Raw genomic sequence first — 21,536 nt, 5'->3', positions numbered from 1 at the left:
CGTCCTCCTCAACGGCCGCGCAGCAGCGAAATATTCATCGCCGCATAGCGTTTCAGGCCGATTACCGTGTAGCGCGTCAGTACGATGCTGATCAGGCACAGGCCGATCCCGCCCAGCACCAGCCCGAGGCCGATCAGCGATTGCGTGGTGCGGGCGCCGTTGTCGAAATCGGTGGTGATCAGCAGGTCGCCGGTGGCCACGGCTTCGGCGCGGTTCAGCAGGCGTCCGCTGCGGCTCAGGCCTTCCTCCTCGGTTGGCGCGCCGGTCTGTTCGTCCTTGTTAAGCTGCACGCCCATGCGGTCGATCGACACGCGCCAGCCTTGAGCGTCTTCTTCCTCTTGCGGAGTGTCGAAGTGCGAGTTGGTGAATTCCATCAGATGGCGCAGCGGGCCTTCCAGCGCCAGTTCGTTCTGGCCTGACAGGCCGCTGGCGGTCAGCGCCACGCCGCCGATGTAGAAGGCGAACGCCGACACGTAAATCGCCCCCAGCAGGCTGGCATACACCAGGGCCGGGATCACCATGAACAGGTTGAAGATCGACAGGCCGACAAACGACACCATCGCCCGCGCCAGGTTGAACGGGGTTTTGTGCTGGCCGAATTCGCTCAGGTGCGCATTGGCGCGCAAGGTCATGGCGATCTTGCGCGGTTCGTCCAGTTCCTGATAGACCTCGGCCTCGCTCCGGCCGGCCACCAAGCCGTCGATGAAGCGTTGCTCGTAGTAGGCCAGGGTCTTGGCCACCGTCTCCGGTGGCAGACCCTGCATCGCTTGCCTGAGCGCGTCGAGGTATGCCTGCTTGGTCATGATGTCAGTTTTCCAATAATTCTCTAAGTCCATCGCAATATACGGCTTTTGCCGATGATGCGACTGTACGCACAGGCCCGTCTACGCGCCATCGGCATGTGACAGGCTGCAAAAACGGCGGCACAGGCGACCAAAAAGGGCTACTGGACGGTGCTCCTCTTGAGCAGGGCAGCGGCGGCGACACCGCTGCGGACCGCCGCTTCCAGCGTGGCCGGGTAGGTTTGGGCGGGATTGGCGGTGGCCGTGTAGTCGCCGGCCAGTACCAGGCCGGGCAGGCCGCTGTCGTTGCCGGGACGGCGCAGACCGGGCGCGCAGGCGTAGGTGGCGCGTTTTTCCGTAATCACCTTGAACCAGTCGGGACGGCCCAGTTCCGGGCGCTGGAAATCGACCGCCAGCTGTACCGCCACCGCTTCCGCCAGTAATTCCTGCGGCTGGGCGGCTGCCGGGCCGGAAGCGCTGATGACCACCGCCAGCAGGCCGGCCTGGCTGGCGTCCAGCTGGCCGCGGTCGAACACGAACTGGCCGTAGTGGTGGTTGTACGGCTCGTCCAGCAGGGCGTAGAACGGCCGGTCCAGCCGGGTGGCGGCGTCGTATTGCAGGTAGACGGTGGTGATGGCTTCCGGCTCGAAGGCGGTCAGCTGGCCGCACAGGGCGGTGGTGTCGTGTTCCGGAATATCGTGCAGCAGGGCGGCGGCCTGGGCAGCGCCGGTGGCCAGCACCACGCCGCCGAAATAGGTGCTCCAGGTGCCGCCGACGGCGGCGCCGCTGATGTCCAGCTGCCACAGGCGGCCTTCGATCGAGTGGATGCCTTGTACCTTGGCGCCGCTGCGGACCGTGCCGCCGCGTGCTCCGATGAAGGCGGCGGCGGCTTCCGGCAACAGCTTGCTCAGGTCGGTGCGCGGCAGCAGCATGTCGGAGGCACGGCGGCGCGCGCCCAGGCTGTCGCGCAGCACGTTGAGGAAGATTTGTGCCGAGGCGCGTTCCGGCGGCGTGTTCAGCGCGGCCAGGCACAGCGGGCGCCACATCAGTTTGGTCAGACGCGGGGTCTGGTCGAAGCGTTCCAGCAGTTCGCTGACGCTGCAATCGGTGTTCAGTTGCCACCCCATCCAGCGGGCGGAGGTCGAGAAGCGGGCCAGACTCAGTTTGTCCTGTGGCGTCAGTCCCTGGGCCTTGAACAGCGCGGCGGCCAGGTGCAGCGGGGCCGGCAGCGGCAGCGCCGGCGCGGCGAAGTCCATGCCGCCGGTGCCGGGCGGATAGCGCATTTGCAGCGGCAGTGTCAGAAGGGCCTGGTCGCGCTCGACGCCGGCCAGCTTCATCAGTCGCAAGGTTTCGCTGTAGGCGCCCAACAAGATGTGCTGGCCGTTGTCGAGGTGGGCGCGGTCGGTGTCGACGCGGCGGGCGCGGCCGCCCAGTGTGCGGGCCGCTTCCAGCAGGGTGACCTTGTAGCCGGCCTGGGCCAGTTCGATGGCCGCCGCGCAGCCAGCCCAGCCGGCGCCGATGACGGCCACCGAGCGGGCGGTCTGGCCCGGCTCGGCCTGGCCGCGCTTGTCTGCCGGAGAACCAGCAATAGCGGCGATGTCCGGCTCAACCACGGATATACGTTTTCCATGCCAGCCACAGCTTGCGCAGCGGCGTCAGCGAGATACGGTGTTGCAGCACGTGGTAGCCGTCGGCTTCCACTTCGGTCAGCAGGGTGCGGTAGATGGCGGCCATCATCAGGCCGGGGCGCTGGGCGCGGCGGTCTTCCTTCGGCAGCAGCGCAAAGGCTTCGTCGTAGACGGTTTGCGCGCGGGCGATCTGGAACGCCATCAGCTTCTCAAACTTGTCGCTGTGCTTGGCGTTGATGATGTCGGCGGCGGTGACGTTGAATTGTTGCAGCTCGTTGATCGGCAGGTAGATACGGCCTTTGCGCGCATCTTCGCCGACGTCGCGGATGATGTTGGTCAGCTGGAAGGCCAGGCCGAGCTTTTCGGCGAATTGCAGCGTCTGCGGATTGGTCACGCCGAAGATGCTGGCCGACAGGATGCCGACCACGCTGGCCACGTGCCAGCAGTATTTGTTGAGCGCCGGGTAATCGAGGTAGCGGGTCTGGTTCAGGTCCATCTCCATGCCGTCGATGATGGCCTGGAAGTGCTCTTGCTTCAGGTCGTACGGTTGCAAGTGCGGCGCCAGCGCCTGCGTCACCGGGTGCGACTGGGTGCCGGCGTACATGTCGCCGATTTCCTTGCGCCACCAGGCCAGCTTGATGCGGGCGATCGATTCGTCGGTGCATTCATCCACCGTATCGTCGACTTCGCGGCAGAACGCGTACAAGGCGGTAATGGCGCGGCGACGCTCCGGCGGCAGGAACAGGAAGCTGTAGTAAAAACTGGAGCCGCTTTGGGCGGTCTTTTGCTGGCAGTAGTCGTCGGGAGACATGGATAAAAAAGCAAGAAGCTGTTCGAAGCCGCTATTCTATAGGAAGGGGCAACAGCGTGGTCTGCAACTTAAGGCGTTTTGCGGATACAATATGTTACCTTTGTCGGAGTCGCTAACGTATGAATCACCAGATTGTTGCAGCCTTGTTCGTCATTCCAGCCCTTGCTGGGTGCCAGGGCTCGTCTGCGGACGATACGGCACCCATGAAAACGGCCACTTATTACATGCAGAATCTGGCGGAGGCGCGCGAAGTGGCGGGCCGCTGCAAGTTGCTGGATGAGCACAAGTTGCGTACGCTGAGCGTGGGGGATTACCAGGAATGGCAGATTTCCAACGAGGGCGTGAATTGCCAGACGGCGTTGTCGGTGTCGGAAGCAGCGTCGGTGCGCGAGCTGGTGTTGAAACAGTCCAAGCCATCGGTGCCGGTGGCGACGCCCAAGGTGTCGGCGCCGCCATCTTCCGCCGTGCCGTCATTGCGCGACCGCAACGACCAGAAACTCAGTTCCGCCCGGACTCTCGCTCCCGTTTGACGCTGCCGCGTTCCGCTTCCACCCGCTGATGCGCTTCGATCGCGTCTAGCCGCTGGTTGATTTTATCCAGAATTTGACGTGTTTCAGCCGCCTGCTGCCGCGTTTCGGCGCGGTTGTCGGCCATCTGTTGTTCCATTCCTGTCATCCGATGTTCCATTTTGCTGCGCCATTCGCCACTTGCCGTGCCGGAGTCGTACATGGCACTCATATTGTTTAGCAGGGCAGCATTGAAACCGGCGACGCCGAAGACTACCGCCAGACCGGCACTGATGATGGTGATGACCATGGTTCTCTTCAGGGTTCTCATCTCGGCGACAATGTCGCGTGTGGTCTCGCGCATTTCCCGTTCAAAGGCGTCCATCCTGGCGATGATAGCGTCGATCTTGGCGAGAATGGCAGCTACCTGCGCGTCGCTACGCGCCTCGTTGGCGAGGATCTTCGCGTCAACTTCTTCTCGGGTCATGTCCGCCATGGCTGTGCTCCGGCTACTGGCTACCCAGTATAGGCGTCTCGCCAGCGGCGTCAATTGAGGGGTGTCAAGCGGTGCGGAGCACGGCTTTCAGGCGTTTCTTCATGCGCAGCGAGGCCCACAAAATGCCCATCCAGTCACGCTTGCTCAGCTTGGGACGGTGCAGGAACACGTCATACTCGGCCGCCTCGATCGCGTCCAGAATGCGCAGGCCGCCTTGCACGACCATGCGCAATTCGAAGCCGATGCGGCCTGGCAGGCGCAAGGCCAGCGGCGCGCCGCTCAGCAGCAGTGCGCGCGCGCGGTGCACTTCAAAGCGCATCAGCGAGCGCCAGCGCGGACGCGCACTGATATGATCCAGCGCCGCCGGCGAAATCGCATGGCGATTCAAATCTTCCAGCGGAATATAGATGCGCTCCTTGTGCAGATCAATCGCCACATCCTGCAAGAAATTGATCAGCTGTAAGGCGGTGCAGATCGCATCCGAATCCCGCACATTTTCCTCGTCCGCCGCGCCGTACAGGTGCAGCATCAGCAGGCCGACGGGATTTGCCGAGCGGGCGCAGTAATCCAGCAGCGCGTCATAGGTCTGATAGCGCGATACCAATACATCTTGCTTGAAGGCCGACAGCAAATCGTACATCGGCTTGAGCGGCAGCTCGAATTCCCGCACCACCTGCGCCAGACGCTCGAACATCGGTTGATGGTCGGTGCTGCCTTGCTCGATGCGGGCCAGCGCGTCTTCGTAGGCGGTCAGCGCTGCCAGCCGTTCTTCGGGCGCCGCGTCGCCTTCGTCGGCCAGATCGTCGGCGCTACGGGCGAAGGCATAGATGGCTTCAACCGCCGGGCGCAAGCGCTTGGGCAACAAAATCGAGGCGACAGGGAAGTTTTCGTAGTGATCAACCGGCATAGAGCGGAGCGAGCGGCAGTTGCCGGGGTATGGTTTCCAGCGCGTAATGGTAGTGCCATCATGAAATAAGAGCAAGGTCAAAATTAATGACGCTTCGGTCATTTGCAAACGAAGTTATTCGGCTTATAATTTATAAATAACTTGATAGTCATTAAAAGGAAGCCGCTGTGTTCACTTTGAAGAATATGCTGGTCGCCACCTCGGCGCTGGTGCTGCTTGGGGCCTGCTCAAAGCACGAGGAGAAAACCGAAGACATGCGCCCGGTGCGCGCCATGCTGCTCGCCAGCAGCGACATTGACGTGAATGCCGAGTTTTCCGGCGAAGTGCGGGCGCGGGTGGAGTCGCGCCTCGGCTTCCGCGTCGGCGGCAAGATCGTCAACCGCAAGGTGGATGTCGGCACGCTGGTGAAAAAAGGCCAGGTGCTGATGCAGCTCGATCCACAGGACTTGCAGTTGTCGCAAGCCCAGGCGCTGGCCAATCTGCGCGCCGCTGAAACCAACCGTGACCTGGCCAAGGCCGATCTCAAGCGCTACCAGGAACTGGTCAGTAAGAGTTTCGTCAGCCAGTCCGTGCTGGATGGAAAAGACTCGACCTTCAAGGCGGCGCAGGCCAATGTGGACGCGTCGCAGGCGGCGTATCGCGGCCAGTCCAACCAGGCGGCCTATGCAGCGCTGCTGTCCGATGTCGACGGCGTGGTGACCGAAGTTGACGCTGAAATCGGCCAGGTGGTGGCGGCCGGCACGCCGGTAGTGCGCGTGGCCAAATCGGGCGAGAAGGAAATCGTCATCGGTCTGCCAGAAGATAAGGTCGACGTGCTGCGCCGTATTCCGGACGTGCAGGTACGCCTGTGGGCTGACCCGAAAAACACCGTGCCCGGCAAGATCCGCGAAATTTCGCCGGTGGCCGATCCATCCACCCGTACCTACACCGTCAAGGTATCGATTCCCGATTCGCTGGCCGAGGCCAAGCTGGGCATGACGGCCGTGGTGCAGTTCGCCTCCAAGACGCCAACGCCACAAATCAAGGTGCCGCTGACGGCACTGTTCTATGAGAAATCCGCTACCTCGGTGTGGCTGGTGGAGCAGGGCGCCGTCAAGCTGGTGCCGGTGACCATCGGCGGCGTGGCCGGCAACGATATCGTGCTGGCCAGCGGCGTCAAGCCAGGTCAGACGGTGGTGACGGCCGGCGTCAACCTGCTCAAGCCGGGCCAGAAAGTGACCATCCTCGGCAATGACCTGCCAAAGGCGGCCAAATGAAGGAAGGATTCAACCTCTCACGCTGGGCGCTGGAGCACATCCCGCTGACGCGTTACCTGATCGCGGTGTTGCTGATCGGCGGCTTCCTCAGCTACAGCAACCTCGGCCAGGATGAAGATCCGCCGTTCACCTTCCGCGCGATGGTGGTGCGCGCCAACTGGCCGGGCGCGACCGCCTTGCAGATGGCCGAGCAGGTCACCGACAAGCTGGAGAAAAAGCTGCAGGAAACGCCGGGCATCGACGAGATTTCCAGCTATTCCAAGCCGGGCGAGACCACCATCATCCTCAAGCTGCGCGAATCGACGCCGCCCAAGAGTGTGGCCGATGCCTGGTACCAGGTGCGCAAGAAGATCAGCGATATCCAGTTGACGCTGCCTTCCGGCGTGCAGGGACCGTTCTTCAACGATGAATTCGGCGATACCTACGGCTCGATCTTCGCGCTGTCCGGCGACGGCTTTACCTATGCCGAAATGAAGGATTACGCGGATTTCGTGCGCCAGCAGATGCTGGGTGTTCCGCTGGTGTCCAAAGTGGAATTGTTCGGCGTGCAGGATGAGAAGATCAACATCGAGTTCTCGCACCAGAAGTTTGCGCAGCTGGGCATTCCGATCGAGACCATCGCCAACCAGATCGCCACGCAGAATTCGGTGGAAGCCACCGGCGTGCTGGTGACGCCGACCGATAACCTGCAAGTCCGCGTGACCGGCGCGCTGAAGACCGTTAAAGATCTGGAAGAGCTGGAACTGCGCGCCAACGGCACCACTTTCCGCCTGGGCGACTTTGCCACCATCAAGCGCGAATACCAGGACCCGCCGGGCAACAAGATGCGCTTCAATGGCAAGGAAGTGATCGGTCTGGGCGTGTCGATGGAGAAGGGCGGCAACATCATCGAGCTGGGCAAGCACATGGAGAAAACCGTGCGCATGCTGAAGGCCAAGCTGCCGGTCGGCATCGAGCTGGAGCGCGTGTCGGACCAGCCGGAAGCGGTCAAAGCCTCGGTGGGCGAGTTCGTCCACACGCTGATTGAGGCGGTGCTGATTGTGCTGGGTGTCAGCTTTGTCGCGCTGGGTCTGCACAGCAAGCCGAAGCTGCGGCTGGACGTACGTCCCGGTCTGGTGGTGGCGCTGAGTATTCCGCTGGTGCTGTCGGTCACCTTCCTGTTCATGCGCGTGCTGGACATCGACCTGCACAAGATTTCGCTGGGTGCGCTGATCATCGCCTTGGGCCTGCTGGTGGACGACGCCATTATCGCGGTCGAAATGATGGTGCGCAAGATGGAAGAGGGCATGTCGCGCTTCGACGCCGCTACCTTCGCCTACAAGTCCACTGCGATCCCGATGCTGACCGGCACCTTGATCACAGTAGCGGGATTCCTGCCGATCGGCCTGGCCAAATCGGCGGCCGGTGAGTACACCTTCTCGCTGTTCTCGGTCAACGCGCTGGCGCTGGTGATTTCGTGGGTGGTGGCGGTGACTTTCACGCCTTACCTCGGCTATGTGCTGTTGAAGGTCAAGCCACACGCCGAAGGTGGCGGCGAGCACGAGTTGTTCGATACGCCAGGTTTCCGCAAGTTCCGCGCGCTGGTCAACTGGTGCGTGGAGTACCGCTGGATCACCATCGCCGCAACCTTGGCCGTGTTTGCGCTGGGCGTGTACGGCTTCAAGTTCATCGAGAAGCAATTCTTCCCGGATTCCAGCCGTCCTGAATTGATGGTGGAACTGTGGACGCCGGAAGGCACGACCTTCGCCGCCAATGAGGCGCAGGTGAAGAAGTTCGAAGCCTTCATCCGCAAGCAGGATGGGGTGGTCAGCGTGACCAGCTACGTCGGCACCGGTTCGCCGCGTTTCTACCTGCCGCTGGACCAGATTTTCCCGCAGACCAACGTGTCGCAGATCGTGGTGCTGCCGAAAGACCTGAAGGCGCGCGCTGCTTTGCGCGACAAGATCGTCGACGTCTTCAAGCATGATTTCCCGGAAGTGCGCGGCCGAGTCAAGCTGCTGCCGAACGGGCCGCCGGTGCCGTATCCGGTGCAGTTCCGCGTCACGGGCACCGAAGTGGCCAAGGTGCGGGCGATTGCCGACCAGGTCAAGGACATCATGCGCGCCAATCCGAATACGATCGGCGTCAATGACAACTGGAATGAATCGATCAAGGTGCTGCGGCTGGACCTGGATCAGGACAAGATGCGGGCGCTGGGCGTGACCTCGCAAACCGTGATGCGCGCGGCTAACACCATCCTGTCCGGCACCAAGATCGGCCAGTTCCGCGAAGGCATCCAGCTGATCGATATCCAGATCCGCCAGCCGCTCGATGAGCGTTCGACGATTTCGGTGCTGAACGACACCAATATCCCGACTGCCAGCGGCAAGTCTGTGCCGATCAGCCAGCTGGCGCGTGCGCACTTCGTGTGGGAACCGGGTGTGGTATGGCGGGAAGGGCGCGACTGGGCAATCACGGTGCAGTCGGACGTGGGCGACCATATCCAGGGCCCAACCGTTTCCGGCCAAATCGAGCCGCAACTGAAGGCGTTGCGCGACGCGCTGCCGGCCGGCTACGCGATCACCGTCAAAGGCGCCGCTTCGGACAGCGGCGCAGCGGAGGCCTCGATTGCGGCCAACCTGCCGCTGGCGATCTTCCTGATCTTCACGCTGCTGATGTTGCAACTGCATAGCTTCTCGCGGGCGCTGCTGGTTTTCCTGACCGGCCCGCTGGGCGTGGCGGGGGCGGCGATGGCGCTGCTGTTGCTGGGACGTCCGCTGGGCTTCGTGGCCAACCTGGGCATCATCGCGCTGTTCGGCATGATCATCCGCAACTCCGTGATCCTGGTCGACCAGATCGAGCAGGACATCAAGGCCGGCCACGATCCTTGGACCGCGATCGTGGAATCGGCGGTGCGCCGCTGCCGTCCGATTATCCTGACGGCCGCTGCGGCGGCGCTGGCGATGATCCCTTTATCGCGTTCCGTATTCTGGGGACCGATGGCGGTGGCGATTATGGGCGGGCTTATTTTGGCGACGGCGCTGACTTTATTGTTCCTTCCAGCGCTGTATGCGGCCTGGTTTAGAGTTAAAAAGCCTCTAAAACAGGCAAATAATTAGAAATTTGAGCGGAATGTTGGCGACATACTAAAAATCGTCACCATTCCGCGAAAAACCCGTTAGAATATCGCGTTGAAGTTGAAAGCTCCTGCATCAAAGAGCAGGAATAGGGCGACCGTTTTCACTTACGGGTCGCCCTTTGCTTTTGTGCAAACATGCCGCGAGGATGGCGAAATTGGTAGACGCACCAGGTTTAGGTCCTGACGCCAGCAATGGTGTGGGGGTTCGAGTCCCCCTCCTCGCACCAACTGTACTTTTTATTTTTTGGACGATTTTTACATGGCAACTGCAGTCGAAACCTTGGGCAAACTCGAACGTCGTATCACGATCTCCTTCCCGCTGACCGAAGTCCGCGCTGAAGTTGAGAAGCGCCTGAAAGTGCAAGCCAAAACGGCTAAGGCACCAGGCTTCCGTCCGGGTAAAGTTCCTCTGAAAATGGTCGCAGCACAATACGGTTATCAGATCGAGACCGAAGTGCTGAACGATAAAGTTGGCCGCGCTTTCAACGACGCCGCAAACGAAAACCAGCTGCGCGTTGCTGGTTTCCCGAACATTGAGCCGAAGGCCGAATCGCCAGCCGGCGTCCTGGCCTTCGACGCAACCTTCGAAATCTACCCAGAAGTCGAAATCGGCGATCTGACCAAGGTAGAAATCGAAACCGTCAAAGCCGACGTCAGCGAAGCTGAAATCGACAAGACCATCGACATCCTGCGCAAACAGCGCGTGCACTTCCACACCAAAGGCGAAGCCGGCGAACACGGCGACGGCGGCGAAGCTGTTGCTGCCAACGGCGACCGCGTAACGGTGGACTTCGTCGGTTCGATCGACGGCGTGGAATTCCCAGGCGGCAAAGCTGAAGGCTACCCGTTCGTGCTGGGCGAAGGCCGCATGCTGCCAGAATTCGAAGCCGCGACCGTCGGCCTGAAAGTCGGCGAAGCGAAGACCTTCCCACTGGCCTTCCCAGAGGACTACCATGGTAAAGACGTGGCCGGCAAAACCGCCTCGTTCACGATCACCCTGCAAAAACTGGAATGGGCGCACCTGCCGGAAGTCGACGGCGAATTCGCCAAGTCGCTGGGCGTGGCCGATGGCGACGTCGCTAAAATGCGCGAAGACATCAAAGTCAACCTGGAACGTGAAGTCGCTGGCCGCGTGAAAGCACGCAACAAAGAAGCCGTGATGGACACCCTGGTCAAGACCGCCACCCTGGACGTGCCGAAATCGCTGATCGCTCAGGACACCGAGCGTCTGGCCGAAATCACCCGTCAAGACATGGCGCAGCGTGGCATGAACGTCAAGGACGTGCCATTCCCACCAGAACTGTTCGCAGAAAAAGCCGAGCGTCGCGTACGCCTGGGCCTGATTCTGTCGCAACTGGTGACCGAGAACAACCTGCAAGCCCAGCCTGAGCAAGTTAAAGCCCAGATCGAAGACTTCGCCCAAAGCTACGAAGATCCACGCGAAGTGCTGAAGTACTACTACAGCGACCGTCGTCGTCTGGCAGAAGTCGAAGCCCTTGTATTGGAAGAAAACGTCGTCAACTACGTCCTGGGCCTGTCGAAGACGTCGTCCAAGGCCATCGCCTTTGACGAACTGATGGGAAGCAACGCACAAGCGTAATTCAGTTTGGGCCGGATGATGTATTATTTACATACCGGCCCTTTAAGCTGCTTCACAAGGAAATAGAATGACTGGTATGAACCGAAATCCGGCGCTGGACACCGAAATGCTCGGCCTGGTGCCGATGGTGGTGGAACAAAGCGGCCGCGGCGAGCGCTCTTATGACATCTACTCGCGTCTGCTGAAGGAACGTATTATCTTCATGGTCGGTCCGGTCAACGACCAGATGGCCAATCTGGTGGTCGCCCAGCTGCTGTTCCTGGAAAGCGAAAACCCGGACAAGGACATCTCGCTGTACATCAATTCGCCTGGTGGTTCGGTTTCGGCCGGTCTGGCGATCTTCGATACGATGCAGTTCATCAAGCCTGACGTATCGACGCTGTGCACCGGTATCGCCGCTTCGATGGGCGCCTTCCTGCTGGCCGCTGGCGCCAAGGGCAAGCGCTTCTCGCTGCCGAACTCGCGCATCATGATTCACCAGCCGTCGGGCGGCTCGCAGGGCATGGCTTCGGACATCGAGATCCAGGCCAAGGAAATCCTGTACCTGCGCCACCGTCTGAACTCGATCATGGCGGAACGCACCGGCCAAACCGTCGAGCAGATCGCCAAAGACACCGATCGCGACCGCTTCATGTCGGCGGAAGAGGCGGTAGAGTACGGTCTGATCGACAAAGTGTTGACCAACCGGGCTTAATGCTTTACCCGCAGCATTGCTAAAAAGACGCCCGGACGATTAATCGTTCGGGCGTTTCGTTTTTATTTCGGGTAGCATGTGGTGTAGGCGGATTTTTTCCAGTCTTCAAACTTGCTAGCCGGCAATGGCCAAGCCATTCTGTAACCAAAGAAAACTGCCCATGTCAGACAAAAAATCCTCCAGCGGCGAAAAACTTCTGTACTGCTCGTTCTGCGGCAAAAGCCAGCACGAGGTGAAGAAGCTTATCGCCGGCCCGTCGGTATTCATCTGCGACGAGTGTATCGATCTGTGCAATGACATCATCCGCGACGAAACCTCGGCCATCGAGTCGGTTTCGGGCGCCAAATCGGACCTGCCGACCCCGCACGAAATCAAGGACTTGCTGGACCAGTACGTGATTGGCCAGCAAACCGCCAAGCGCATCCTGTCGGTGGCGGTGTACAACCACTACAAGCGCCTCAAGCACCTGGGTAAAAAAGACGAGGTCGAACTGGCCAAGTCCAACATCCTGCTGGTCGGTCCAACCGGCTCGGGTAAAACCTTGCTGGCGCAGACCCTGGCGCGCATGCTGAACGTGCCGTTCGTAATCGCCGACGCCACCACGCTGACCGAAGCCGGCTACGTGGGTGAAGACGTCGAGAATATCATCCAGAAACTGTTGCAAAGCTGCAACTACGATGTGGACAAGGCGCAACGCGGCATCGTCTATATCGATGAGATCGATAAGATCTCCCGTAAGTCGGACAACCCGTCAATCACCCGCGACGTATCGGGCGAGGGCGTGCAGCAGGCGCTGCTGAAACTGATCGAGGGCACCATGGCCTCGGTGCCGCCACAAGGCGGCCGCAAGCATCCTAACCAGGACTTCGTGCAGATCGACACCACCAACATCATGTTCATCTGCGGCGGCGCGTTTGACGGCCTGGCCAAGGTGATCGAGAACCGTTCGGAGAAGTCCGGCATCGGTTTCGGCGCCTCGGTGAAGAGCAAGTCCGAGCGCAACGTCAGCGACGTGCTGATGGAAGCGGAACCGGAAGATCTGATCAAGTTCGGCCTGATCCCTGAGCTGGTGGGCCGTCTGCCGGTGGTGGCGACCCTGGCCGAGCTGACCGAAGAAGCGCTGATCCAGATTCTGGTCGAGCCGAAGAATGCGCTGATCAAGCAATATTCGAAGCTGCTGGAAATGGAAGGCGCGGAACTGGAGATTCGTCCGGCTGCGCTGCACGCGATCGCCAAGAAAGCCCTGGCGCGCAAAACCGGCGCCCGAGGTCTGCGTTCGATCCTGGAACACGCGCTGCTCGATACCATGTATGAGCTGCCAAATGAAACCAACGTTACTAAAGTGGTTATTGATGAGAATACCATTACCAGTGGCGCGAAACCTTTGTTGATTTATCAGGAGCAGCCTAAGGCTTCTGGTGAGAATTAAATAACGAGTGCACACTTGCCCCGCGCGACAGCAAAATTCATTTCGCATCCGTGGGGCAAGGCGGTACAATCAAAATCAATAAAAGAATACAGGCTTCAGTCGGAAAGCCACTCGTGACGGCTGTCGCGCGTGGCTTTTTTTATTAGCGATTCTTTTAGAGTGCAGAAAATATTCTTTTATATGAGGAATATTTCTTGCAGGTCGGTCTTGTGATTTGACGGAACAGCGCCATTTCATAATCACGCTTTCACATAAGGTACGCCATGACAACTTCCAAATTAACTGAGCAAACTCAACTGCCGTTATTGCCGCTGCGGGACGTCGTCGTATTTCCGCATATGGTGATACCGCTGTTCGTAGGACGCCCAAAATCGATCAAGGCGCTGGAAGCCGCGATGGAGCAAGGCAAGAGCATCATGCTTGCCGCCCAAAAAGCCGCTGCCAAGGACGAACCTTCTGCTTCCGATATCTACGAAATCGGCTGCGTGGCCAACATTCTGCAAATGCTGAAACTGCCGGACGGCACCGTCAAGGTACTGGTCGAAGGTGCCCAGCGCGCCCGCATCAACAAAATTACCGATACGCCGACGCACTTCGTGGCCGATCTGACGCCGCTCGATTCCGAGCTGGGCGACGATTCGGAAATCGAAGCGATGCGCCGCGCGATCGTTCAGCAATTTGACCAGTACGTCAAACTGAACAAGAAAATCCCACCAGAGATCCTGGCATCGCTGTCGGGCATCGACGACGCCGGCCGCCTGGCCGACACCGTGGCCGCCCATCTGCCGCTGAAGCTGGAGCAGAAACAGGTGATCCTGGAGATCTTCAGTGTCGCCAAGCGCCTGGAGCATCTGCTGGGCCAGCTGGAAGGCGAGCTGGACATTCTGCAAGTCGAGAAACGGATCCGTGGCCGCGTCAAGCGCCAGATGGAGAAGTCGCAGCGCGAGTATTACCTGAACGAACAGGTCAAAGCCATCCAGAAAGAACTGGGCGAGGGCGAAGACGGCGCCGACCTGGACGAGCTGGAGAAGAAAGTCGCGCTGGCCAAGATGCCGAAAGAGGCGCTGGACAAAGCCACCGCCGAGCTGAAGAAACTCAAGCTGATGTCGCCGATGTCGGCTGAAGCCACCGTGGTGCGCAACTACATCGATACGCTGGTCAGCCTGCCTTGGAAGAAAAAATCCAAGGTCAACAACGATCTGACCAACGCTGAAAAAGTGCTGGAAGGCGACCACTATGGCCTGGACAAGGTCAAAGAACGCATCCTGGAATACCTCGCAGTGCAACAACGCGTCGACAAGCTGAAAGCGCCGATCCTGTGCTTCGTCGGTCCTCCGGGCGTGGGTAAAACCTCGCTGGGTCAGTCGATCGCCCGCGCCACGAACCGCAAGTTCGTGCGCATGGCGCTCGGCGGGGTGCGGGACGAGGCCGAGATTCGCGGTCACCGTCGTACCTACATCGGCTCGATGCCGGGCAAGGTGCTGCAATCGCTGGCGAAAGTCGGCGTGCGCAACCCGCTGTTCCTGCTGGACGAGATCGACAAGATGGGTGCGGACTTCCGCGGCGATCCATCGTCGGCGCTGCTGGAGGTGCTGGATCCTGAGCAGAACCACACCTTCTCGGACCACTACATCGAGGTCGATTTCGACCTGTCGGATGTGATGTTCGTGGCGACTTCGAACTCGTTCAACATCCCGCCGGCGCTGCTGGACCGCATGGAAGTGATCCGCCTGTCGGGTTACACCGAGGACGAAAAAGCCAGCATCGCTCAGCGTTACCTGCTGCCGAAGCAGATCAAGAACAACGGCCTGAAAGAGGACGAGATCTCGGTCAGCGACGCCGCCATCCGCGACATCGTGCGCTACTACACCCGTGAAGCCGGCGTGCGTTCGCTGGAACGCGAAGTGTCGAAGATCTGCCGCAAGGTGGTCAAGATGCTGCTGCTGAAAAAGTCGGAGAAGAAAGTGATCGTCACGCCGAAAAACCTGGACAAGTTCCTGGGCGTGCGCCGCTACGACTTCGGCGTGGCCGAGAAAGAGAATCAGGTTGGCCAGGTGGTCGGTCTGGCATGGACCGAAGTGGGCGGCGATCTGCTGACCATCGAAGCCGTGCAGATGCCGGGCAAGGGCAACGTCATCCGTACCGGTACGCTGGGCGATGTGATGAAGGAATCGATCGAAGCCGCCCGCACCGTGGTGCGCAGCCGCGCGCAGCGCCTGGGCATCAAGAATGAAGTGTTCGAAAAAGCGGACATCCACATTCACGTGCCGGAAGGTGCAACGCCGAAAGACGGTCCGTCCGCCGGCGCTGCCATGACGGTGGCCATGGTGTCGGTCTTCACCGGGATTCCGGTGCGCGCCGATGTGGCGATGACGGGCGAGATCACTCTGCGCGGCGAAGTGTTGCCGATCGGCGGCTTGAAGGAAAAACTGCTGGCAGCGCAGCGTGGTGGCATCAAAACCGTGCTGATCCCTGAGCAGAACGTCAAGGATCTGGCCGACATTCCGGACAATGTCAAAAACAAACTGGAGATCGTGCCGGTGCGTTGGATCGACAAAGTGCTGGAAATCGCCCTCGAACGCCAGCCGGAACCGCTGGTGGAAACTGCTCCGGTGGAGGCCGTTGCGGCGGCCGCCACCAAGGTTGATGGCCAGGTCGAAGTGGTAAAACACTAACGCTTTAGCTGTAATACCCATAAAACAGGCGCTTATATAGCGCCTGTTTTTTTATTTTTACTTATTTTTCTATTGTGTAGCCTTGACACGATAGTGGGCTGGCTTGTTTAATACGGCCTGAGTTTTTTGCGTTGCCGTATTTTAAGCGGGAACAGATATAACCTTTGTGACGGGGAATTGCTTTGAATAAGACTGAATTGATCGACCATATTGCCACTACCGCTGATATTTCCAAAGCGGCTGCTGCTCGCGCACTGGATGCAGTGATTGACGGCGTGACCACCACCCTGCAAAAGAACGACAGCGTGACCCTGGTTGGCTTTGGTACCTTCTCGGTAAGCGAGCGCGCAGCCCGTACCGGCCGCAACCCACGCACCAAAGAAGAGATCACCATTGAAGCAGCTAAAGTTCCTAAATTTAAAGCTGGTAAAGCTTTGAAAGATGCTGTAAACTAACGCACTTCAGTGAGCAGCAGCGGTTAAACAGCTGTTCACTGCGGCAAATGGGCGGTTAGCTCAGTTGGTAGAGCGGAGCCCTTACAAGGCTTAGGTCGGGAGTTCGAGCCTCTCACCGCCCACCAAAGATTGATTATCAATCACATTTGCCAGGTAGTAAATGTTAGTGTAAAATGTAGCACCTTGTATTTTGCTGGAGCGGTAGTTCAGTTGGTTAGAATACCGGCCTGTCACGCCGGGGGTCGCGGGTTCGAGTCCCGTCCGCTCCGCCAACAAAATACAAACAGCAGTAATACCGTTTAGGAGCGGTAGTTCAGTTGGTTAGAATACCGGCCTGTCACGCCGGGGGTCGCGGGTTCGAGTCCCGTCCGCTCCGCCAGATCAAGATACCCCGCAGCTTATATTTAAGCTGCGGGGTTTTTCTTTTTCGGCGTCAATATTGAGATAATCTATTCTCCCCGCTATCAAACTGGCAAGCGAATGCTTGCTAAGCCAACGGTGCTTCTGTAGAATCGTGCGATACTGATTTTTTCGGCATACTCAGGCTTCACTTTGCAGTGCAAGCCATTGAATAAAAAAGAGAATTGGCGAACACGAGTTCGCCATTTTTGTATGTGCAAGTAATAACCATCCGAATTGGCAGACCATGTTTGAATTTATTCGTACCCACCAGCGTTTGATGCAAATCTTCCTGGCCATCATCATCGTGCCATCGTTTGCCTTTGTCGGCATCGGCAGCTACAAGAGCTTCGGCGATGACGCCAGCACCATCGCCAAAATCGATGGCAAGCCGCTGACCCAGCAAGAGTTCGACAATGCCGTGCGCAACCAGCTGGACAACTACCGCCAGCGTATGGGCGCGCAGTTCGACCAGAAAATGTTCGACACGCCGGAGTTCAAGCAAAACGTGCTGGACCAGCTGATCGCGCAACGCGCCATCGCTGCTGAAGTCGGCCACAGCCATCTGAGCATCGGCGATGCACAGCTGCAAAAAGCCATCATGGACATGTTCGGCGGCCCAGCCAACTTTGATAAAGAGCGCTACATTGCCATCCTGGCCGCACAAGGCCTGCGTCCGGAGCAGAACGACGCCCGCATGCGTCAGGAACTGGCGCTGCAACAACTGGCGATCGCGGTCGAAGGCACCGGCTTTGCACCACGCACCGTGGCCAAAACCCTGTCCGACATCGCCGCCCAGGAGCGCGACGTGCAGGAACTGCTGCTGCCGGTGGCTGATTTCGTGCCACAGGTCAAAGTGACCGACGAAATGGTCAAGGCCTTCTACGACAAGAACAGCAAGTTCTTCGAAGTGCCGGAACAAGCCAAGATCGAATACGTGGTGCTGAACAACGACGCCGTCGCCGCGCAAGTCAGCGTGACCGATGCCGAAGTATCGGATTACTACAGCAAGAATGTGGCCCAGTTCACCACGCCGGAAACCCGTCGTGCCAGCCACATCCTGATCACCCTGAAAAAGGGCGCCAGCGCCGCTGACACCGCCGCCGCCAAGGCCAAGGCCGAAGCCATCGTGGCCGAACTGCGCAAGACCCCTGGCGATTTCGCCAAAGTGGCCAAGGCCAAGTCGGAAGATCCAGGCTCGGCAGAGCAGGGCGGCGATCTGGGCGTGATCGAAAAAGGCGTGCTGGTGGCGCCGGTCGAAAACGCTATCGCCAAGCTGAAGCTGGGCGAGATCAGCGATCCGGTGCAGTCGGACTTCGGTTTCCACGTGCTGACCGTGACCGAGCTGAAGCCAGCCGTGGTCAAGCCGCTGGACGTGGTGAAAGCCGACGTGACCGATCTGCTGAAGAAGCAGAAAGCCGCCAAGAAGTATTCGGAAATGGCTGAAGCCTTCACCAATACCGTCTACGAACAATCGGACAGCCTGAAGCCAGTGGCTGACAAGCTGGGCCTGAAGATCGAGACCGCAAGCAATGTGTCGCGCAATCCATCGCCGGCTCCTGGCGCTGCCGCGTACAACAACGCCAAGTTCCTGACCGCGCTGTTCTCGAATGATTCGATCAGCAGCAAGCGCAATACCGAAGCTGTCGAGACCGCGCCGAGTACCCTGGTATCGGGCCGTATCGTTGAATTCAAACCAGCAAGCAAGCGTCCGCTGGCCGAAGTCGATGCGCAGATCCGTCAGCGCGTGACGATGGAAGAAGCCGCCAAGCTGGCCGTCAAAGCCGGCGAAGAGAAACTGGCAGCCTTCAAGAAGTCGGGCGATGCGACCGGTTTCGGCGCTGCCAAACTGGTGTCGCGTCAGAAGCCTGAAGGTATCAACGGTCTGGCCATGCAGTCGATCATGAAAGCCGATACGAGCAAGCTGCCAGCCTACGTTGGCGTGGACCTGCCAGGCATGGGCTACGGCCTGTACCGCATCGACAAGGTGCAGCAGCCTGCGGCGGCCGACGAGGCCGAGCGCAAATCCCAGGCCGAACAGATCGGCAACGTGATTGCCCAGCAGGAGATGGCACAGTACATCGAGTTCCTGAAGCAAAAGGCCAAGGTGAAGATCCTGAAGCCGATCACGACGACGACCGTGACTGAAGTGAAGTAATCCAGCAAGGGCCGCGAATAGCGGCCCTTTCTACATATGACGCAGACAAAAGGGACTTTGCTTGGGCTGGCGGCGATTGGCCTGTGGAGCACGGCGCCGTCGCTGATACGGTTGTTCAGCGAAACGGCGGGCGCGGTGGCCGGGGCGGCGATGATTTATACGCTGGCCTCGGTGATGCTGGTGGCGTTGCGCGGCTGGACGCCGCTGCGGCAGTATCCGCGCCGCTATCTGCTGATCGGCGGCGCGCTGTTCGCCGGCTATGAAGTGGCGCTGGCATTGGCCCTCGGCTACGCGCAGGACCGCACGCAGGCGATTGAGGTCGGGCTGTTGAATTATCTGTGGCCGTGCCTTACGGTGGCGTTGATGGTGCTCAGCGGCCGCCAGCGCGCGACCGTGTGGCTGGCGCCGGGGCTGCTGCTGTCGCTGTTGGGCGTGGCGTGGATTCTGAGTGGCGGCGAGGGCTTGTCGCTGGCGCACATCGCCGCCAATGCGGCGCGCAATCCGGTGAGCTATGGCCTGGCCGCCGGCGGCGCGTTGCTGTGGGCCACGTACTGCTGCGCCGCCAAGCCGCTGTCGCAGGGCACGGATGCGATTGCGCCGTTCTTTGTATTGACCAGTGTGGTGCTGTGGCTGAAGTTTGCGCTGAGCGGCATGTCCGTGGACGCAGCCAGCTCGTCGGCCTCGCTCTGGCCCGCCGCCGGCTTGTTGTGCGCGGCGGCTGCGGTGATGGCGCTGGGCTATGCCAGCTGGAATCGCGCCCTGGCGCACGGCAACCTGGCCTTGCTGGCTGCCGTGTCGTACGCCGCGCCGGTACTGTCGTCCGCCTTCAGCGCGGCCATCCTGCGCACCGCGCTGACCGCCAGTTTCTGGCAGGGCGCTGCGCTGGTGACGGCCGGTTCGCTATGCTGCTGGTGGGCTACACGCAAGTAGCGATCAACTGGCGCGCTGCGGCGACGAACGCATCCGCGCTGATGTCATCCAGCTCCAACGGCAGCGCCTGGCCATAGCGGCTGAAATTACGGTCGATCGAGCGCAAATACGCCGGATCGTAATGATCGGCCAGCAATTGCTCGACCAGCTCCGGCATCTGCCCTGCATCCGACATCGCATGCCAGCGGGCGATCTTTTCGCGGCCGTGTAGCTGCGTCAGATGATCCAACTGACCATTGAGCGACGATGGATCAGCCAGGAAATGCTGATAATCCTCCATCAGCAAGCGCACCCGGTTCTCTCGCGACAACGTCAGCGCGATGCAATCAGCCGCGCGCATGGTGTCCATCAAGGCCGCCGGCACGCGTACATTGCCGACCTTCTTGCTTTCCGCCTCCACAAACACCGGCCGCGACGGATCGAAACGGCGCAGCACCTGCCACACGCGCGTCTCAAACGCCTTCTGGCTTGGCTGCGGCTGGCTAGGCAAATGCCCCAGCACCGAACCGCGATGCATGGCCAGCTGCTCCAGATCCAGCACCTGCGCGCCTTGCGCATGCAACACCTCCAGCAAACGGCTCTTGCCGCTGCCCGTAGTGCCGCACACCACCTTGAAGCGCAAGGACGGCGCGTGTTCCAGCGCCGCGTTCACTTCCTGACGAAACGCCTTGTAGCCGCCGTCCAGCTGCACCACCGGCCAGCCGATCTTGGCCAGGATATGCACCATGGAGCCACTGCGGGCGCCGCCACGCCAGCAATACACCAGCGGCCGCCACTCGCGCGGCTTGTCGATCCACAATTCTTCAATATGCCGCGCGATGTTCCTGGCCACCAGCGCGGCGCCTAGCTTCTTTGCTTCAAACGACCCCACCTGCTTGTACATGGTGCCGACGCGGATGCGCTGCTCGTCGTCCAGCACCGGCGCGTTGATGGCGCCGGGCAAGTGGTCGAGTGCGAACTCGCCCGGACTGCGGGCGTCAATGATGGCGTCGAAGGTGTCGAGCTGGTCCAGCACCTGATCGATGCTTAATACTTCCGGATACTTCATTTGGCCTTAATGGTTTTTTGCAGCGTCGGCCAGATATTGGCCAGGATGGTTGGATGGGCCTCGGCCAGCGGATGCAAGCGGTCCGGCTGGAACAGTTGCGGCTTGTCGGCTATGCCATCGAGCATGAACGGCACCAGCGGCGCCTTGATATCCTTGCTCAGCGCGCCATACATGGCGAAGAATTTGTCGGCGTAGTCGCGGCCGTAGTTGGGCGGCATGCGCATGCCGATCAGCATCACCTTGGCGTCGGCCTTGCTGGCGGCGTCGCTCATGGCGCGCAGATTGGCCTCGGCGGCCGGCACCGGCAGGCCGCGCAAGCCGTCGTTGGCGCCCAGCTCGATCACCACCAGGTCCGGTTTGTACTTGGTCAGCAGGGCCGGCAGGCGCGAACGGCCGCCGCTGGTGGTCTCGCCGCTGACACTGGCGTTGACCACCACCGCATCGATGTTATTCTGCTTGAGTTTCTGCTCCGCCAGCGCGACCCAGCCGGTGCCGCGCGACAAACCGTATTCGGCTGACAAACTATCACCGAGCACAAGCACGGTTTTTGGTGCAGAATAGGCGCTCGCCGCTGCCGACAGCAGGAGCAGGGCGGCCAGTGATTTTCCAGATAAACGTTTAAACATATTCAGCATGCCCGATTT

At 60.1% G+C, this 21,536-nt stretch carries 17 protein-coding genes and 4 tRNA genes; 14 read left to right on the top strand and 7 right to left on the bottom strand.

The window, feature by feature from the left end; translation table 11 throughout:
- Positions 1–8: 8 nt before the first annotated feature.
- From GTP69_RS02515 to hpnD, 3 genes are all read right to left on the bottom strand, one after another.
- The gene (locus tag GTP69_RS02515) at positions 9–803 is read right to left on the bottom strand and encodes a DUF1700 domain-containing protein (RefSeq protein WP_161053376.1); all 795 of its coding nucleotides are present in this window, start codon (positions 801–803) and stop codon (positions 9–11) included.
- A 140-nt stretch (positions 804–943) separates the two neighbouring features.
- Positions 944–2,371: a hydroxysqualene dehydroxylase HpnE gene (gene hpnE, locus GTP69_RS02510; RefSeq protein WP_371867780.1), complete on the bottom strand. Its 1,428-nt coding sequence runs from the start codon at positions 2,369–2,371 to the stop codon at positions 944–946.
- Between the two features lie 16 nt (positions 2,372–2,387).
- Positions 2,388–3,221 (bottom strand): presqualene diphosphate synthase HpnD, encoded by an 834-nt coding sequence (gene hpnD, locus GTP69_RS02505; protein ID WP_161053375.1) that lies wholly within the window; start codon positions 3,219–3,221, stop codon positions 2,388–2,390.
- A gap of 203 nt (positions 3,222–3,424) precedes the next feature.
- Between hpnD and GTP69_RS02500 the strand changes: the two genes are divergently transcribed.
- Positions 3,425–3,751 carry a hypothetical protein gene (locus GTP69_RS02500; protein ID WP_161053374.1) on the top strand — a complete coding sequence of 109 codons (327 nt, stop codon included), beginning with the start codon at positions 3,425–3,427 and terminating at the stop codon, positions 3,749–3,751.
- Here the strand turns inward: GTP69_RS02500 and GTP69_RS02495 are convergent.
- Positions 3,720–4,223 (bottom strand): hypothetical protein, encoded by a 504-nt coding sequence (locus GTP69_RS02495; protein WP_161053373.1) that lies wholly within the window; start codon positions 4,221–4,223, stop codon positions 3,720–3,722. The two genes, GTP69_RS02500 and GTP69_RS02495, sit on opposite strands and share 32 nt — an antisense overlap.
- A 64-nt stretch (positions 4,224–4,287) precedes the next feature.
- The gene (hpnC, locus tag GTP69_RS02490; protein ID WP_161053372.1) at positions 4,288–5,130 is read right to left on the bottom strand and encodes a squalene synthase HpnC; all 843 of its coding nucleotides are present in this window, start codon (positions 5,128–5,130) and stop codon (positions 4,288–4,290) included.
- A gap of 167 nt (positions 5,131–5,297) precedes the next feature.
- Here hpnC and GTP69_RS02485 point away from each other — a divergent pair, with 167 nt between their 5' ends.
- The 13 genes from GTP69_RS02485 to yddG all read left to right on the top strand — a co-directional run bounded on the left by GTP69_RS02485 (position 5,298) and on the right by yddG (position 19,844).
- Positions 5,298–6,386 carry an efflux RND transporter periplasmic adaptor subunit gene (locus GTP69_RS02485; protein ID WP_371867771.1) on the top strand — a complete coding sequence of 363 codons (1,089 nt, stop codon included), beginning with the start codon at positions 5,298–5,300 and terminating at the stop codon, positions 6,384–6,386.
- Entirely contained in the window at positions 6,383–9,484 is a 3,102-nt protein-coding gene (locus tag GTP69_RS02480; RefSeq protein WP_161053371.1) for an efflux RND transporter permease subunit, read from the top strand. The genes GTP69_RS02485 and GTP69_RS02480 overlap by 4 nt, the downstream gene beginning before the upstream one ends.
- A 160-nt stretch (positions 9,485–9,644) precedes the next feature.
- Positions 9,645–9,731, top strand: a tRNA-Leu gene (locus tag GTP69_RS02475).
- Between the two features lie 32 nt (positions 9,732–9,763).
- The gene (tig, locus tag GTP69_RS02470) at positions 9,764–11,104 is read left to right on the top strand and encodes a trigger factor (protein WP_161053370.1); all 1,341 of its coding nucleotides are present in this window, start codon (positions 9,764–9,766) and stop codon (positions 11,102–11,104) included.
- 76 nt (positions 11,105–11,180) lie between these two features.
- Positions 11,181–11,798 carry an ATP-dependent Clp endopeptidase proteolytic subunit ClpP gene (gene clpP / locus GTP69_RS02465; RefSeq protein WP_371867769.1) on the top strand — a complete coding sequence of 206 codons (618 nt, stop codon included), beginning with the start codon at positions 11,181–11,183 and terminating at the stop codon, positions 11,796–11,798.
- Positions 11,799–11,958: 160 nt separating this feature from the next.
- Positions 11,959–13,227 (top strand): ATP-dependent Clp protease ATP-binding subunit ClpX, encoded by a 1,269-nt coding sequence (clpX, locus tag GTP69_RS02460; protein WP_110847814.1) that lies wholly within the window; start codon positions 11,959–11,961, stop codon positions 13,225–13,227.
- Positions 13,228–13,490: 263 nt separating this feature from the next.
- Positions 13,491–15,902 carry an endopeptidase La gene (gene lon / locus GTP69_RS02455; RefSeq protein WP_161053368.1) on the top strand — a complete coding sequence of 804 codons (2,412 nt, stop codon included), beginning with the start codon at positions 13,491–13,493 and terminating at the stop codon, positions 15,900–15,902.
- Between the two features lie 182 nt (positions 15,903–16,084).
- The gene (gene hbs / locus GTP69_RS02450) at positions 16,085–16,357 is read left to right on the top strand and encodes a non-specific DNA-binding protein Hbs (protein WP_070266615.1); all 273 of its coding nucleotides are present in this window, start codon (positions 16,085–16,087) and stop codon (positions 16,355–16,357) included.
- Between the two features lie 49 nt (positions 16,358–16,406).
- A tRNA-Val gene (locus tag GTP69_RS02445) sits at positions 16,407–16,482 on the top strand.
- Between the two features lie 70 nt (positions 16,483–16,552).
- A tRNA-Asp gene (locus GTP69_RS02440) sits at positions 16,553–16,629 on the top strand.
- 30 nt (positions 16,630–16,659) lie between these two features.
- Positions 16,660–16,736: transfer RNA gene (locus GTP69_RS02435), tRNA-Asp, on the top strand.
- A 267-nt stretch (positions 16,737–17,003) separates the two neighbouring features.
- A complete protein-coding gene (locus GTP69_RS02430; RefSeq protein WP_161053367.1) occupies positions 17,004–18,914 on the top strand; it encodes a SurA N-terminal domain-containing protein in 1,911 nt (636 codons plus the stop codon).
- Between the two features lie 36 nt (positions 18,915–18,950).
- The gene (gene yddG, locus GTP69_RS02425) at positions 18,951–19,844 is read left to right on the top strand and encodes an aromatic amino acid DMT transporter YddG (protein WP_161053366.1); all 894 of its coding nucleotides are present in this window, start codon (positions 18,951–18,953) and stop codon (positions 19,842–19,844) included.
- Here the strand turns inward: yddG and mnmH are convergent.
- Positions 19,831–20,892: a tRNA 2-selenouridine(34) synthase MnmH gene (gene mnmH / locus GTP69_RS02420; protein WP_161053365.1), complete on the bottom strand. Its 1,062-nt coding sequence runs from the start codon at positions 20,890–20,892 to the stop codon at positions 19,831–19,833. The genes yddG and mnmH overlap by 14 nt on opposite strands.
- Positions 20,889–21,518, bottom strand: coding sequence for an arylesterase (locus GTP69_RS02415; protein ID WP_202424278.1), 630 nt, complete (start codon positions 21,516–21,518; stop codon positions 20,889–20,891). Before GTP69_RS02415 ends, mnmH begins: the two co-directional genes overlap by 4 nt.
- Between the last annotated feature and the right edge of the window lie 18 nt (positions 21,519–21,536).

Origin of the sequence: Duganella levis, assembly GCF_009857605.1 — a bacterium.
Classification (GTDB): domain Bacteria; phylum Pseudomonadota; class Gammaproteobacteria; order Burkholderiales; family Burkholderiaceae_D; genus Rugamonas; species Rugamonas levis.
The sequence above is the reverse complement of the archived record's forward strand: the minus strand, read 5'-3'. Positions and strand labels throughout refer to the sequence as shown.

Coding starts and splice junctions, on each gene's coding strand:
- GTP69_RS02515 (WP_161053376.1), bottom strand. CDS start 803: ATGACCAAGCAGGCATACCTCGACGCGCTCAGGCAAGCGATGCAGGGT.
- hpnD (WP_161053375.1), bottom strand. CDS start 3,221: ATGTCTCCCGACGACTACTGCCAGCAAAAGACCGCCCAAAGCGGCTCC.
- GTP69_RS02500 (WP_161053374.1), top strand. CDS start 3,425: ATGAAAACGGCCACTTATTACATGCAGAATCTGGCGGAGGCGCGCGAA.
- GTP69_RS02495 (WP_161053373.1), bottom strand. CDS start 4,223: ATGGCGGACATGACCCGAGAAGAAGTTGACGCGAAGATCCTCGCCAAC.
- hpnC (WP_161053372.1), bottom strand. CDS start 5,130: ATGCCGGTTGATCACTACGAAAACTTCCCTGTCGCCTCGATTTTGTTG.
- GTP69_RS02480 (WP_161053371.1), top strand. CDS start 6,383: ATGAAGGAAGGATTCAACCTCTCACGCTGGGCGCTGGAGCACATCCCG.
- tig (WP_161053370.1), top strand. CDS start 9,764: ATGGCAACTGCAGTCGAAACCTTGGGCAAACTCGAACGTCGTATCACG.
- clpP (WP_371867769.1), top strand. CDS start 11,181: ATGAACCGAAATCCGGCGCTGGACACCGAAATGCTCGGCCTGGTGCCG.
- clpX (WP_110847814.1), top strand. CDS start 11,959: ATGTCAGACAAAAAATCCTCCAGCGGCGAAAAACTTCTGTACTGCTCG.
- lon (WP_161053368.1), top strand. CDS start 13,491: ATGACAACTTCCAAATTAACTGAGCAAACTCAACTGCCGTTATTGCCG.
- GTP69_RS02430 (WP_161053367.1), top strand. CDS start 17,004: ATGTTTGAATTTATTCGTACCCACCAGCGTTTGATGCAAATCTTCCTG.
- yddG (WP_161053366.1), top strand. CDS start 18,951: ATGACGCAGACAAAAGGGACTTTGCTTGGGCTGGCGGCGATTGGCCTG.
- mnmH (WP_161053365.1), bottom strand. CDS start 20,892: ATGAAGTATCCGGAAGTATTAAGCATCGATCAGGTGCTGGACCAGCTC.
- GTP69_RS02415 (WP_202424278.1), bottom strand. CDS start 21,518: ATGTTTAAACGTTTATCTGGAAAATCACTGGCCGCCCTGCTCCTGCTG.